Genomic DNA, 13422 nt, shown 5'->3' with positions numbered 1-13422 from the left:
TCCGACGCCGCCGCTCCGACGGTCGCGCACCGCCCTTGGACAGCGGTGCGCCACGGCGAGACCGCCTCTGCCGCCACAGTCGTCGACCACAGGCCCGCCCGACCAGCTGAGCCCGTCCAGTCCCCGAGCCCCGCACCCACCGGAACCCGGAAAGGTCCCCACCCATGCGCGTATCAATGGAAGTCGGCGAACGTCCCGTGAGAGGTGCGCGGAGCGCCGGCGGCGAGGCGCTCAGGGCCGCCGTCTTCGATCTGGACGGCACTCTCGCCAACACCCTGCCCGCGATCAGCAAGCTGCTGGTCAAGGTGGCCAAGGAGCAGGGCTGTTCGGTGACCGCGCGGCAGGCGGCCGCGGCCATCGGCAAGCCCCCGGCCGCCGCGTTCGGACGCCTGCTGGGCCGGCCCGAGGACGACGGCCGGGTGCAGGCCGCCATCTCCCGCTACCGCGAGCTGTTCTCCTACGAGGTCCTGTGCCAGGGGCCGCAGCTGCTCTACCCGGGAGTGACGGCCGGGCTGTCCGCGCTGCGCGCGCACGGCGTCGAACTCGCCGTCGCCACCTCCAAGACCACCCGCAGCGCCGAGTCCCTGCTCGAGGTGATGGGCATCCGTGACCTGGTCGGCCCGGTCATCGGCCAGGACATGGTCCGGCGCGGCAAGCCGCACCCGGAGCTGGTGCTGCGCGCGGCCGGCCGGCTGGGGGTCCCGGCCTGGCAGAGCGCCTATGTCGGGGACACCGTGGGGGACATGCGGATGGCGGTGACCGCGCGCATGGAGCCGGTCGCGGTCACCTACGGCAGCGGCACCTTCGGTGAACTCGCCGCGGTGGCCGGGACGCGGATGTGCAGCTCCTTCAAGGACGTGGTGTCGGTGATCGCCGCCGCCCGGCCGCGGCCGTCGACCGCCGCCGGTCCGGTCGTCCGGCAGCGCCGGGCCGCCGCCGTCCCGGTGGGCGCACAGCAGCGGCGGCGACGCCTGCCATAGGGCACGGGTACGGGGAGTGCCCGCGGCCCAGGGGGAACACCGGGGCCGCGGGCCGGAGGCGATGGCGCGGGACGTACAAGGACGAGGCGGCGCCTCCCGCCCGGCGGAACGGGCCGGGAGCGGGGCGGGTCAGCCGGCGTCCCGGGTGCGGTGCGGCCCGGCCATCGCCTTGTGTACGTAGCGGGCACCGGCGTCCCGCAGCCGGGCGTGCAGCCGGGCGAACACCTCCGCCGCGCGGCCGCCGGGCCAGTCCTTTGGCAGCAGGTGCGGGGGCAGGGCGGGGTCCGCGTAGGGCAGGCGCCGCCAGGCGTCCAGGGCGAGCAGATAGTCGCGGTAGGCGGCCTCGGGGGGCAGCGTGCGGCGCCGGGTCCAGCGGGACAGGACCGGTTCGTGCACGGTCAGGAAGGCGCGGTGCCGCGCGGCCAGGGCGTCCAGGTCCCACCAGCGTGCCACGGCCTGCGCGGTGGGCGTGAAACCGGCGTGGTGGCCCGTGAACAGGTCCACGTAGTCGGCCAGTTCCAGCCGTTCCAGGGTGTGCCGGGTCTCCTCGTAGAGGTGCGCGGGGGCGATCCACACTCCGGGGGCCGCGGTGCCGAAGCCCAGCCGGGTCAGCCGGGAGCGCAGCAGATGGCGCTTGTGCCGCTCCTCCTCGGGGACGGAGAAGACGGCCAGTACCCATCCTTCCGGCCGGCTCGCGGGCCGGCCGAATATCCGGCGGTCGCCGTCGGCCAGCAGCTGGTGCCCCGCGTCGGAGAGCCCGTACGCGGCGGCGCCGGCGGGGGTGCGCTCCGGGACCAGCAGTCCGCGGCGCTTGAGCCGGGAGACCGCCGAGCGCACCGACGGCGGATCCACGCCGAGGACGCCGAGCAGCCGGATCAGCGCGGCCACCGGCACCGGGCCGGGCACACCACCCGAGGTCTCCGCTCCGCCGCGTCCGTAGGCCCCGTAGAGGGTGACGATCAGGGACCGCGGGGTGGCCTGGGCTTGCTCGTCGTTCACCGGTTCACTCTAGTTCCCGCTCGCGCAGCCGGAAGCGCTGGAGCTTGCCGGTCGGGGTGCGCGGCAGGACGGTGTGGAAGACCACCTCGCGCGGGCATTTGTAGGGCGCGATCCGGGACTTGACGAAGTCGCGCAGCGCCGCGACGGTCTGCTCGCCGGTGGGCACGCCGTCCCGCAGCACCACATGGGCGACGACGACCTCGCCGCGGTCCGCGTCGGGCCGGCCGACCACCGCCGCCTCGGTGACGTCCGGGTGCCGCAGCAGGGCGTCCTCCACCTCGGGACCGGCGATGTTGTACCCGGCCGAGATGATCATGTCGTCCGCGCGGGCCACGTAGCGGAAGTAGCCGTCCTGGTCCCGGACATAGGTGTCGCCGGTGAGGTTCCAGCCGTCGCGGACGTAGGCGGTCTGCCGGTCGTCGGCGAGGTAGCGGCAGCCGGTCGGGCCGCGGACCGCGAGCAGCCCCGGTGTGCCGTCCGGCACCGGCCTGCCGGCCGGGTCCACCACCCGCGCCTCGTAGCCGGGCACCGGCAGCCCCGTCGTCCCCGGCCGTATGGCGTCGTCGGCGGCGGACAGGAAGATGTGCAGCAGTTCGGTGGCGCCGATCCCGTTGATGATCCGCAGGCCGGTCGCCGCGTGCCAGGAACGCCAGGTGGCGGCGGGCAGGTTCTCGCCGGCCGAGACGCAGCGGCGCAGCGAGGACAGGTCGTGGCCGTCGAGCTCGGCCAGCATCGCCCGGTAGGCGGTCGGCGCGGTGAACAGCACCGAGATCCGGTGGGTCGCGACGTCGTGCAGCAGTCGCCGGGGCCCGCCCCAGTCGGCCAGGTACGCCGAGGCCCCGGCCCGCAGCGGGAAGACCACCAATCCGCCCAGCCCGAAGGTGAAACCGAGCGGCGGGCTGCCGGCGAACACGTCGTCCGGGCGCGGCCGCAGCACCTGCGCCGAGAAGGTGTCCGCGACGGCCAGCACATCGCGGTGGAAGTGCAGGCACCCCTTGGGGCGGCCGGTGGTGCCCGAGGTGAAGGCGATCAGCGCGACGTCGTCGGAGGCGGTCGGCACCGCCGGGTACGGTGCGCCGCCGGGCCGTGCGCGGCGCGTCAGGTCCTCCGGGCCGTCGCCCCCGTACGTCGTGATCCGCAGCGCCGGGACCTCGGCCCGGACCAGGTCGCCGACCGCTCCGGCGTCGCACAGCGCGTGCCGGACCCGGGCGATCCGGCAGATCGTGGCGAGTTCGTCCGGCCGGTGCGCCGCCAGGACCGTCACCGCCACCGCGCCGGCCTTCATGACGGCGAGCCAGCAGGCCGCCAGCCAGGGCGTGGTGGGGCCGCGGAGCAGTACGCGGTTGCCCGGGACGAGGCCCAGCGGGCCGGTGAGGACATGCGCGATGGCGTCGACCCGCGCCCGCAGCTCCTCGTAGGACCACACCCGGCCGTGGGCGTCACGGACCGCGGGCCGGTCCCCGCCCAGCCGGGCGATGGTCGCGTCGAGGAGTTCCGCGCCGCAGTTCAGCCGGTCGGGATAGCCCAGGTCGGTGAGGTGCGGCCACTGCTCGGGCGGGGGCAGCCGGTCGCGGGTGAAGGTGTCGGTGTGGGCCGAGGACCGTAGCTCCATGCGGGGTGCGCCCCCTTGCGCCGGGTGGCCGCCGGGCGGCCGGGGAGGGGTGGAGGTGTGGGGGAGAGGACCGGGAGGACTGCCGTACGGATGCTCGTCAGCGTAACGTCTTCGTGACGGCAGTCAACAGACCGCGATAACCGGTCGCCGGGCCGCCGTCGCGTCCGGTACCGCTACCAGGGAGCCGCCTCGTGACCGCATTCGCACTGGGACCGGAGCAACAGGAGTGGTGCGCCTGGCTGCGCGCCCGCACGGCCGAACGGCTGCGCCCCCTGGCGGAGAAGGGGGAACCGGGCCGGGTCAACCGCCCGCTGGTCGCCGCCCTCGGCGAACTCGGCCTGCTGGACCGGCTCTTCCCCGACGGCGGCAGCCCGCGAGCGCTGGACCTGTGCCTGCTGCGGGAGTCGCTGGCCCAGGAGTGCACGGAGGCGGAGACCGCCCTGGCACTCCAAGGACTGGGGGCCGGCCCGGTCGTCCAGTCCGGGACGGACGCCCAACGGGCCCGCTGGCTGCCGGAGGTGACGGCAGGCCGGGCGGTGGCGGCCTTCGCGCTGAGCGAGCCGGGCGCCGGCTCGGACGCCGCGGCACTCGCTCTGGCCGCCGCCCCCGACGGCCCCGGCCGCTGGCGGCTGTCCGGCGAGAAGTGCTGGATCTCCAACGCCCCCGAGGCCGACTTCGCCACCGTCTTCGCCCGCACCGGCGGCGCCGACGGGGCCCACGGCATCACCGCCTTCCTCGTCCCCGCCGACCGCCCGGGGCTGGCCGGCGAACCGCTGGCCATGCTCAGCCCGCACCCCATCGGCACCCTGGTCTTCGACGGCACACCGGTGACCGCGGACGACGTGCTCGGGGAGGTGGGCGGCGGCTTCGGCGTGGCGATGCGCACCCTGAACCTCTTCCGGCCCAGCGTCGGCGCGTTCGCGGTCGGCATGGCGCAGGCCGCTCTGGACGCCGCGCTGGCGCACGCCGGCTCCCGCACCGCGTTCGGCGGACCGCTGAAGGATCTCCAGTCCGTCGGCCACCAACTGGCCGAGATGGCCACCCGTATCGAGGCCGCCCGGCTCCTGGTGTACGCGGCCGCGGCCGCCTACGACCGCGGCGCCCCGGACGTCGCCCGCCGCTCGGCGATGGCCAAGCTCCTGGCCACCGAGACCGCGCAGGACGTCGTCGACGCCGCCGTCCAGATCCACGGCGCCCGCGCGCTGCGCCGCGGCCACCTCCTGGAGCACCTCTACCGCGAGGTCCGCGCCCCGCGCATCTACGAGGGCGCCACGGAGGTCCAACGGTCCCTGATCGCCAAGGAGTTGTACCGCGAGGCGGGGCGCCGGCCGGCGGGGGCCGGCGGCTGACGGGCGCCGCGCGGGGCGTCCGCACGGGGCGAGCGCGCGGCGGGCCGCGGCGTCACCGTTCGCAGGCGGTGCCGTCCTCCCAGGGCGGGCCCGCCGCCTCGCCGCCGCGCAGTTCGACGCAGCACGAGCCGGGCCGCGGCGCCTGCACGGCCACGGTCCGGTCGCTGCCCAGGCCGCGCAGATAGCCGGCCAGGAACGCCTGGTTGACACCGCAGACGAGCTGCGGGGCCTCGGCGGCCAGCGGATGGAACGGGCAGTTCCGCAGCCGCAGCACGGTGGGGGCGGTGCGCTCCGGCTCGAACCCGAACTCCTCCAGCGTCTCCGCGGCCAGGCTCAGTCCGCGCTCGGCCCCCAGTCGCCCGGGGCGGACCCGCGCGCGGTCGGCGGCGCCCAGCGCCTCGCCGTGCTCGCGGGCGACCCGGAGCGCGGCCTCGCGGGCCGACTCGCCGTCCGCCGGGGCCGTGACGGCCTCGGTGAGGAAGCCGGCCAGGATCTCGTAGCGGCGCTCGGGGATGCTCACCGCGATGGCCTCGGTCGCCAGCTCGTACACCTTGGGCCGGCGGCCGACCTTGCGGATGCCGGCGGCGGATGCGTAGTGGGTGTGCAGCAGCCCCGCCGCCACCAGCTTGTCGAGGTGGAAGGCGGCCAGTTTGCGGGAGATCCCCAGGCTGTCGGCCACCTCCTCGCGGGTGACCGGCCGCCGGGCCCGCCGCGCGAACTGGAACATGCGGCGGCGGAGGTCGTCACCGAGGACGGCCAGCGAGGTCAGCGAGGCGGCATCCAGTCCCACACCCGCCACTGTAGTGCCCCTATCACCCATTTTTCTGCGTCAAATACGCACTTCCACGTATTCGACCCTGTTTGCTTGACCCTGCGGAGGAATAAGTCCAACAATGATGGGAGAAACAGTCGATGGGCCGACGGCGAGTCAGGTCGGTTCCCCCGCCGTCCGCCGTTCTCCCCGTCGCCCTCGCGTACGTGCGCCGCTGACCGCCATCGCGCAGGTGGTGGCAGCTGCCCCGGGTGCCGCGCAGCCGTCCCGACGGCAGCCGGACGGTCCTTGCGGCGACCCACTGGCAACCGTCCTCCGTCCCCCTCCGGAGCACGAGATGAAGACCGCCGATCGGCCGTCCCCGCCCGCGGAGCGCACGGCGCAGCACCCCGCCGGACCCTGGTCCTCCGCGGGCGACTGGGGACTTCTGCTTCTCCGACTCACCTTCGGCCTGGTCATGGCCGCGCACGGCGCCCAGAAGCTTTTCGGGATCTTCGGCGGCCAGGGCCTGGCGGCCACCGGCAAGGGCTTCGAGGCCCTCGGCTACCACCCGGGCAATGTCTTCGCCGTGATCTGCGGCCTCTCCGAGGGCCTCGGCGGCCTGGGCCTAGCGCTGGGGTTCCTCACCCCGCTCGCCGCGGCGGCCCTGGTCGGCGTGATGATCAACGCCATGGCCACCGTCACCGGCGCCCACGGGCTGTGGGAGACCCAGGGCGGCGTGGAGTACAGCCTCGGCATCACCGTCGCGGCCCTCGCCGTCGCCGCCCTCGGCCCCGGCCGCCTCGCCGTCGACCGCTTCTTCCCCTGGGGCCGGGGCGGCTGGGTCTCCGTCGCCGTCGCCCTGGGGCTCGGCGGCATAGGAGCCGCGATCACCCTGAGCCTCTGATCCCGCCCCACGGCCCCCACCGCACCCCACTCCGGAGGTCCCCTCCACGCCCCGGAGGGGGTGCGGTGGTGCGCGTGCCGATCGGGACGGCGTGGCTCCCGGCCGCGGTCGCCACGTCCCCATGGGTCGTCCACCGCCCGGAGGGCAGGGAAACAAGCAGACGCTGGAGAGTTGTCCAGTCCCTGCCCCTTGCCGGATTTCTCGCCGGGGCTGGTCTGGTCCTCGCCCGCCCTGAGCGTTCACGGATCACCGTTCACTCCACACGGATGCCTGGGTTGCTCACTTCTGTGGCTCGCGGGCTGCCGCCACGATCCTCTCCAGGGCCGAGGCGTGCTGCTGAAGTGCCTGCCGCCCGTGTGCGGTGAGCCGGAGGTGGGTGTGGCGTCCCGTGCGGTTCCGTGTTTTGCGTACCTCGACGTAGCCGGCGTCCGTCAGTGCCGCGATCTGTTTGGACAGGGCCGAGTCGCTGGTGCTCACGGCATCGCGCACGAAGCCGAACTCCACCCAGTCGGCGGGAGCCAGCAGTGCGACGACCGACAGCCGGGCCGGTACGTGCAGGAATTCATCGAAGTCCGGGTCCATCGGCCTGCTCGCCCCCTCTGGAGAGGATCTTCATGACGATCGGGCGGGTCGTGTACGTGGCCACCAGCGTTGCCAGGGCGGCGACGGCTGCGGCGGGTACGGAGGGGACCGGCAGGTCGAGCAGCCGGGCGAGGATCGATGCCGCGATGAAGACCGTGAGAGCAACTGCCACCACCGACACCGCGAAAAGCGTTCCCGCGGCGGAGCGCTTCTGGTGCACGCGGGTCCGGCGGTACTGCACGGCCAGTCCGGCCGCGATCAGGACGCCTCCTGCCAGCTGGGCGAGGAGGCTCCAGGGCCTCGGCAGGTCGATGGACGATCCCGTGGCGAACACGGTGAGTGCCGCGGTGAGCCCGTAGCTGGTGGAGGCGTGGCGCGCGTATTCGTCACGTGTCTGCGCTTGGCGTTGGTGTATGGCGTCGAGCGCGGTCTGGGCGTCGTAAGGGGTCATGAGCGTTCCTGGTCATCCGTTCATCCGGGTGCTTTCCTCGCAGGAAAGTACCACCTTCTTTCCCTACGGGAAAGAAGGTGGCTGTGCAGGCGTCCCTGTGTGGTGCCGCCGCCGACGGCGGGTGGATCGCTCAGGCGAAGCGACGAGCCAGGAACCGCTGTAACCTCAGCCCGCGTCACGGTTCGCCTGGGAGGGCCCGAGATCTCCGGTGAGCGGGCGGGCACGTCCGGTGCCGGTGTCGATGAGGATCTTTTCGGCCTGATCAGGGTTGTCGGCCCGGACGGCTCTGGCCATCGCGGCCCGTGCCGCCTCGGGCGTTGCGTGGGGTGGGACCACGAGCAGGGTGAAGTAGTCGTGATCGCCACGGGTGATCAGGACGGTGTCGTCACTGACCGGGTACGAGTCGATGTGCACGACCCGCTCGTCGATGACCAGCCGTGTCGGCAGTCCTTCCCAGGCATCGGCGTCCAGACCGATGCGCGTGACCGGGCCGAGATGCTCGGTCAGTGCCGTGATCAGGCCGGGAAGCTCGGCGCTGATGTCGCGGGAGCGGGGCCACCACGCTCCGTCGAGAATCCCCTCACGGACATGCGTCGTCTGCAGTCGGACGAGCGCCGTCCCGGCTTTCACGGACTGGTGGATGGCGTCCGGCAGCTCGGCGCCGTACGGGACATCGGAATCCGCCATGGTGAGCGCCGCCCGTCTGCGGGAGGCCGGTACGTCTGCTGACGGTCGTGTGAGGACCGCGTGGCTGTGCCGGCCGTCGTTTTCTTCTCCACCGTACTCCGCACACGGGCAGCGACGGGCCGGTGTCGGGAGCTGACAGCGCAGGCCGGGTGACTGCGCTCCTCTAGCTGGACTGCGCTCCTAGCCGGCCGGTCGGCGTTCACCTCTCCGGCCATCGCCGGTCCCTTGCCGGCATGGTGCAGGCACGGTGCCCGCGGTGGCGCGAGCCATACACGGGCGGACGTTCTCAGGAACCCGCTTGAAGGGTGTGCGCACATGAACTCCCGGCACGGCGGTGATCGATGAAGAGCAGCGTGCAGCGGTTGTCGGATCAGCCTGACCCATTGCTCCGCAGGCGGCATGTCACGCGAGAAAGCCGTGAGCGATCTATCGTCGAGGTATGAGCGTGTTCATCAAGCTGGTGGAGAACCGGCCCCCCAAGGAATACGCGGAGCTGGCGGCGGCGGATATCTCCTACGACGACATCACCGACGGTGAGTCGCCCGCGGCGTACGAGTACGACCTGCTTCCGGGTGGCGCATTGCGGATCCTCAAGGTGACCAAGGGCGAAGCCGCTGTCGTCGATTCGATCTACGCTCCGGGACTCTGGTTCCGCGTCCACGGGCAGTGGCACGGTAACGCGGAGTAGCGCGCACCTTGCCGGTGGCCGGGGTTCCCGGCTGGGGAGCCCGGTCACTGGTGCTTCAGTTCCGAGCGCAATGTTCGCCCCGCGTCGCGTCGGTCTGTGGAACTCGTCGAAACGGCCCCGGTGGTTTCGGCGGGGCCGTTTCGACGTTCACACCGAGCGTGCCGGTGGGGTCGCGCGGGGGCCGTGGCCGCCCTCGGAGTCCCAGACCGCTTCTCGGGCCTGGTCGGCTTCTGTCACGAGCCGTTGGAACTTGGCCCTCTCCAGCAGCTCACTCGCCGTGTGGCTGCGCAGCGGACCGGTAGCCGCGGTCATGAGCCAGGCGGCGATGGCCGGATCCGTCTGCGGCGGAATCACCAGCAGGTCCCAGCGGCCGACGGTGTAGGAGAGCAGCATCAGCTTGTGGGGATCTTGCTCGGCCGTGAACCAGCCGACGCTCACCACGTGCCCGTCAACGGGTACCTTCCGTGGGATCACCGGCCAGAGGGTCGGGTTCACCGTGACATGGGTGATGCGCCCCCACCGGGGATCCAGCACCGCTGTCAACGCGGGAAGTTCCGCCGTCAGGTCGCGGGAGCGGGGCCACCAGGCGCCGTCCAGAAGAGCACCAGGGGTGTCGGTCGAGGCGAGTGCGAGGCGCAGCGGCAGCGAAAAGGTCCGCTTCTCGACCGCCGGCGTATACAGAGTGGTCGCGGTCATGATGCGGACCTGTCCCCGGGCCGGTCTACACCGGCCCGGCGTTGTGAATCGCCGAGAACGACAGGAACTCAGAGACTCCTGTGCGAAATGTCCTCGGTAATTTGAGGGTACTCCGGGATGCAGCCGCCGGACGGTTTCGGGGTGACGGATATCAAGGAGTTTCGGCGATGCCCCGCGCTCAGGGGCTCCCGGTCGCGGGCGTGGGAGAAATGCGCTGCGGCCGGGCTGCTCTGTCCCTCCGGGGAGGGGCTCTGCCTGTTGGTAGAGGTGGGTCGTCCGTAAGGCGCAGGGGATCGCCGTACGGAGCCGTCGATAATCGACGTCATGTCGTCCAGCGCACCACCAGCCATCGAGAAACGCCTGGCCCGCGGTCCCTTCGCGGGGCCCGATGAGCGGGGGTGGCAGCTGTGGCGGGCGGGGGGTGAGGCGGTTCTGGCGGGGGCCGTGGTGCTGCTCACCTATGTGGGCGAGTCGTGGATCGAGGCCAGGTTGGCGGGTCGGGTCCCGGCTCTGGCCGTCATCGGCATTGCGTTGGTGCTGGTGCGGCGCCGTTGTGCGGTGGCCAGTCTGGTCGGGCTTGCGGCGCTGTCGGGGGTGGCGCCTGCGGCGGCGTTGCTGACCGCGGTGGCGGCCTACACCGTGGCCCGGCAGCGGGAGACGCCACGGCGGCGGGTGGGGTTGCTGCTCGGGGCGGCCGGTGCGGCGATGGTGACGTGTGCGGTGTCCGCGCCCCTGCTGGAGGTGGGCAGTTGGGTGTTCGGTCTGGCGCTGGGTGCGGTGCTCGCGGTGACGACGGTCGTGGTGCCCGGGCTGGTGGGCACTGCCGCGGGGCAGCAGGACCGGCTGTTGCGGGCGTTGCGGGAGCGTACGGCTGCCGCGGAGGAGGCGCGGCGGCTGGCGGACAGCGAGGCGCGGGTGCGCGAGCGGTCGCGGATCGCCGCGGAGATGCACGATCTGGTCGGGCACCGGCTGAGCGTGGTCTCGCTGTACTCGGACGGGCTGGAGCTGGCGCTGCGCAAAGAGGCGCCCGGGCTGCGGGACGAGGCCGCCGTGGTGGGCGGTGCCGCCCGTGAGGCGATGCGGGAGTTGCGCGAGGTGCTGGGGGTCCTGGGCCCGGTGGGGCAGGACACCGGCGCTGAGGCGCTGACGGACGCGACGGGTACGCGTGCGGACATCGAGGGGCTGATCGAGGAGTCGCGCGGTGGCGGCATCCCTGTTGAGCTGCACTGGGAGGGGAGCGATCTCGATGCGCGGCCGGCCCGGGTGCGGCGGGCGGTGCACCGCGTGGTGCGCGAGGCGCTGACCAACGTCCACCGGTACGCGGTCGGAGCCCATGTGACCGTTTCCGTCCGCCACGCCGCCGAGCGGGTGGAGGTGCGGGTGCGCAACGGCGTGCCCCCGGTGCCGCCGGCCGCCGTGACCGGGCTCGGTACCGGGCGGGGGCTGATCGGGCTCCGGGAGCGGGTGGCGTTGCTCGGCGGTGAGCTGGAGGCGGGGCGGACGCCTGGTGGTGGCTTCGCCGTGACCGCCGATCTCCCTGCCGAGCCCGGGCCCGGTGCGGAGCCGTCGGCGGCCGAGCCGCATGAGGAGGGGCCGGGCCCCGCTGTCGAGGAGTCCGGCCGCGGGCTGACCGCCTTCCAGCGGCGCCTCGGTGGTGCCGTCGTCGGGCTGGTCGGCCTGGCGGGGGTGGGCGTGATGATGCTGTTCGGGATCGTTCTGGTGCACGATGCGCAGCTCGGTGCCCATCATCGGAGCCACGAAAAGCCACGGGTGGGGATGTCGCGGGAGCGGGTGGAGCGGGCCGTGTCCTTCGACTCCGACACGGTGCGCGCGGCCGCCGCCGGGCGCGAGCCGGCGCGGCCGCCGTCCGCCACGGACTGCCTGTATCCATACGTGGAAGAGGGGGCCAAGGACGGGCGGCTGGAGATCGTCCGCTACTGCTTCCGGTCCGACGTTTTGATCGCGATCGACCGTTTCACGGTTCCGGTGGTGACCGAGAAGGCGACCGAACCGACCCGTGGGAGAGGGACACATGACTGATCAGGCCAACTCGGCTGGCTCGGGGGCGGGTTCCGCGATCCGGGTGCTGCTCGCTGACGACGAGGAGATGATCCGGCACGGTATCCGGCTGATCCTCCGGCACGTCGACGGTATCGAGGTGGTGGGCGAGGCGGTCAACGGCGCCGAGGCCGTCCGGCTCGCGGCTGAGCACCGGCCCGATGTGGTGCTCCTCGACATCCGTATGCCCGTCCTCGACGGGCTCGCGGCCATCGAACCGCTGGTCGCCCTCGACCCCGGCCCGCAGGTGGTCATGCTCACCACCTTCGGCGACGACGAGAACGTCACCCGGGCCCTGCGGGCGGGTGCCACCGGCTTCCTGCTGAAGGACGAGGGTTCGCAGGAGCTGATCCGCGCGGTGCGGGCGGCGGCCGCAGGAGATGCGGTGCTCTCGCCCGGTGTCACCGGGACCGTCATCCGACGGATGCTGAGCGGCGGCGGGGCCGGGGCCGCCGCCCCGGAGAGCCGGGTGGCCGGGCTGACCGGCCGGGAGCGGGAGGTACTGGTCATGCTGGGGGAGGGGATCTCGAACCCGGAGATCGGCAGGCGGCTCGGCATCGGTGTGGGGACGGTCAAGAGCCACGTGAGGTCGATCCTGGAGAAGACGGGGTGCGGCAGCCGGGTGCAGGCGGGGATGCTGGCCCACCAGGCCGGGCTCATGGGCTGACGCACCTGGCTTGGGCCGCCCGCTCTGCCGTCGGGAAGGACAGGCGGCTCTGTCTGTTGGTAGAGGGGGCGTGGTCCGTGAGGGCGACGCGGCAGCGGCGGGTCTGCCCTGTTGACAGGCGGCGTATTCGCGACCTGAGGGCGACGGAATCGGGGGTGTGCCGCGGCCACGATGGTCGGGAGTTTCGCACCCCTTCCAGGAGCACCTATGCCGCAGCATGCCACTGCCACAACTCGCCTCCACGCGCCCTCCGTTGCCGCTCGCGCGACGGGGCTGACCAAGGTCTACGGCGAGGGCGAGACCCGTGTCGTCGCCCTCGACGCGGTGACGGTGGAGTTCGGGCGCGGCCGGTTCACCGCGATCATGGGCCCGTCCGGTTCCGGCAAGTCGACGCTGATGCACTGCATGGCGGGCCTCGACGTCTTCTCCGGCGGCTCGGCCCGGATCGGTGACACCGAGCTGTCCGGGCTGAAGGACCGTCAGCTGACCAGGCTGCGGCGGGAGAAGATCGGTTTCGTCTTCCAGTCGTTCAACCTGCTGCCCACGCTGGATGCCCTGGAGAACATCACGCTGCCGCTGGACATCGCCGGCCGGAAGCCCGACCAGGAGTGGCTGGAGCTGATCGTGGGGACGGTCGGCCTGGCCGGGCGGCTGCGGCACCGTCCCTCGCAGCTGTCCGGTGGCCAGCAGCAGCGGGTTGCCGTGGCCCGTGCACTGGCGGGGCGCCCGGAGATCATCTTCGCGGACGAGCCGACCGGCAACCTCGACTCCCGCTCCGGCGCGGAGGTCCTGGGCTTTCTGCGGGACTCCGTACGGGAGTTGGGGCAGACGGTGGTGATGGTCACCCACGACCCGGTGGCCGCTTCCTACGCGGACCGGGTGGTCTTCCTCGCCGACGGACGCGTCACCGACGAGCTGCTCGCCCCCACCCCCGAGACCGTGCTGGACCGGATGCGGCTCTTCGACACCAAGGGACGGACGAGCTGACGCGGCCC

General features: G+C 72.8%; 14 protein-coding genes. 7 read left to right on the top strand and 7 right to left on the bottom strand.

What is annotated here, in order from left to right; all coding sequences use genetic code 11:
- The first annotated feature begins 164 nt into the window (after nucleotides 1-164).
- Complete coding sequence (locus B073_RS39145; RefSeq protein ID WP_234024995.1) at nucleotides 165-980, top strand: HAD family hydrolase; 816 nt, start codon at nucleotides 165-167, stop codon at nucleotides 978-980.
- Nucleotides 981-1109: 129 nt separating this feature from the next.
- On the opposite strand, the gene B073_RS0105010 is transcribed toward B073_RS39145, so the two are convergent.
- Complete coding sequence (locus B073_RS0105010; RefSeq protein ID WP_018536997.1) at nucleotides 1110-1979, bottom strand: PaaX family transcriptional regulator C-terminal domain-containing protein; 870 nt, start codon at nucleotides 1977-1979, stop codon at nucleotides 1110-1112.
- 4 nt (nucleotides 1980-1983) lie between these two features.
- A complete protein-coding gene (locus tag B073_RS0105005; RefSeq protein ID WP_018536996.1) occupies nucleotides 1984-3591 on the bottom strand; it encodes an AMP-binding protein in 1608 nt (535 codons plus the stop codon).
- Between the two features lie 191 nt (nucleotides 3592-3782).
- On the opposite strand from B073_RS0105005, the gene B073_RS0105000 reads away from it, so the two are divergent.
- A complete protein-coding gene (locus tag B073_RS0105000) occupies nucleotides 3783-4940 on the top strand; it encodes an acyl-CoA dehydrogenase family protein (protein ID WP_018536995.1) in 1158 nt (385 codons plus the stop codon).
- Between the two features lie 52 nt (nucleotides 4941-4992).
- On the opposite strand, the gene B073_RS39140 is transcribed toward B073_RS0105000, so the two are convergent.
- Complete coding sequence (locus B073_RS39140; RefSeq protein WP_018536994.1) at nucleotides 4993-5730, bottom strand: helix-turn-helix transcriptional regulator; 738 nt, start codon at nucleotides 5728-5730, stop codon at nucleotides 4993-4995.
- 319 nt (nucleotides 5731-6049) lie between these two features.
- Between B073_RS39140 and B073_RS0104990 the strand changes: the two genes are divergently transcribed.
- A complete protein-coding gene (locus B073_RS0104990) occupies nucleotides 6050-6598 on the top strand; it encodes a DoxX family protein (protein WP_018536993.1) in 549 nt (182 codons plus the stop codon).
- A gap of 279 nt (nucleotides 6599-6877) precedes the next feature.
- Here B073_RS0104990 and B073_RS0104985 read toward each other — a convergent pair whose 3' ends face one another.
- The 3 genes from B073_RS0104985 to B073_RS0104975 all read right to left on the bottom strand — a co-directional run bounded on the left by B073_RS0104985 (nucleotide 6878) and on the right by B073_RS0104975 (nucleotide 8318).
- Entirely contained in the window at nucleotides 6878-7180 is a 303-nt protein-coding gene (locus B073_RS0104985) for a transcriptional regulator (RefSeq protein ID WP_018536992.1), read from the bottom strand.
- Nucleotides 7161-7631: a hypothetical protein gene (locus B073_RS0104980; protein WP_018536991.1), complete on the bottom strand. Its 471-nt coding sequence runs from the start codon at nucleotides 7629-7631 to the stop codon at nucleotides 7161-7163. The genes B073_RS0104985 and B073_RS0104980 overlap by 20 nt, the downstream gene beginning before the upstream one ends.
- Before the next feature lie 165 nt (nucleotides 7632-7796).
- Nucleotides 7797-8318, bottom strand: coding sequence for a DUF5994 family protein (locus tag B073_RS0104975; protein WP_018536990.1), 522 nt, complete (start codon nucleotides 8316-8318; stop codon nucleotides 7797-7799).
- A gap of 439 nt (nucleotides 8319-8757) precedes the next feature.
- Here B073_RS0104975 and B073_RS0104970 point away from each other — a divergent pair, with 439 nt between their 5' ends.
- Entirely contained in the window at nucleotides 8758-9006 is a 249-nt protein-coding gene (locus B073_RS0104970) for a hypothetical protein (RefSeq protein ID WP_037810866.1), read from the top strand.
- A gap of 147 nt (nucleotides 9007-9153) precedes the next feature.
- Here B073_RS0104970 and B073_RS0104965 read toward each other — a convergent pair whose 3' ends face one another.
- On the bottom strand, nucleotides 9154-9702 hold the full coding sequence (locus B073_RS0104965) for a DUF5994 family protein (RefSeq protein ID WP_018536988.1): 549 nt from the start codon (nucleotides 9700-9702) through the stop codon (nucleotides 9154-9156).
- 324 nt (nucleotides 9703-10026) lie between these two features.
- Between B073_RS0104965 and B073_RS0104960 the strand changes: the two genes are divergently transcribed.
- The 3 genes from B073_RS0104960 (at nucleotide 10027) to B073_RS0104950 (ending at nucleotide 13414) form a co-directional block, all read left to right on the top strand.
- Nucleotides 10027-11742 (top strand): sensor histidine kinase, encoded by a 1716-nt coding sequence (locus B073_RS0104960; protein ID WP_018536987.1) that lies wholly within the window; start codon nucleotides 10027-10029, stop codon nucleotides 11740-11742.
- Entirely contained in the window at nucleotides 11735-12427 is a 693-nt protein-coding gene (locus tag B073_RS0104955) for a response regulator (RefSeq protein WP_018536986.1), read from the top strand. The genes B073_RS0104960 and B073_RS0104955 overlap by 8 nt, the downstream gene beginning before the upstream one ends.
- A gap of 207 nt (nucleotides 12428-12634) precedes the next feature.
- Nucleotides 12635-13414: an ABC transporter ATP-binding protein gene (locus B073_RS0104950; protein WP_018536985.1), complete on the top strand. Its 780-nt coding sequence runs from the start codon at nucleotides 12635-12637 to the stop codon at nucleotides 13412-13414.
- The last annotated feature ends 8 nt before the right edge of the window (nucleotides 13415-13422 follow it).

The organism is Streptomyces sp. MspMP-M5, from assembly GCF_000373585.1.
In the GTDB taxonomy this organism is placed as follows: Bacteria; Actinomycetota; Actinomycetes; order Streptomycetales; family Streptomycetaceae; genus Streptomyces.
The sequence above is the reverse complement of the archived record's forward strand: the minus strand, read 5'-3'. Positions and strand labels throughout refer to the sequence as shown.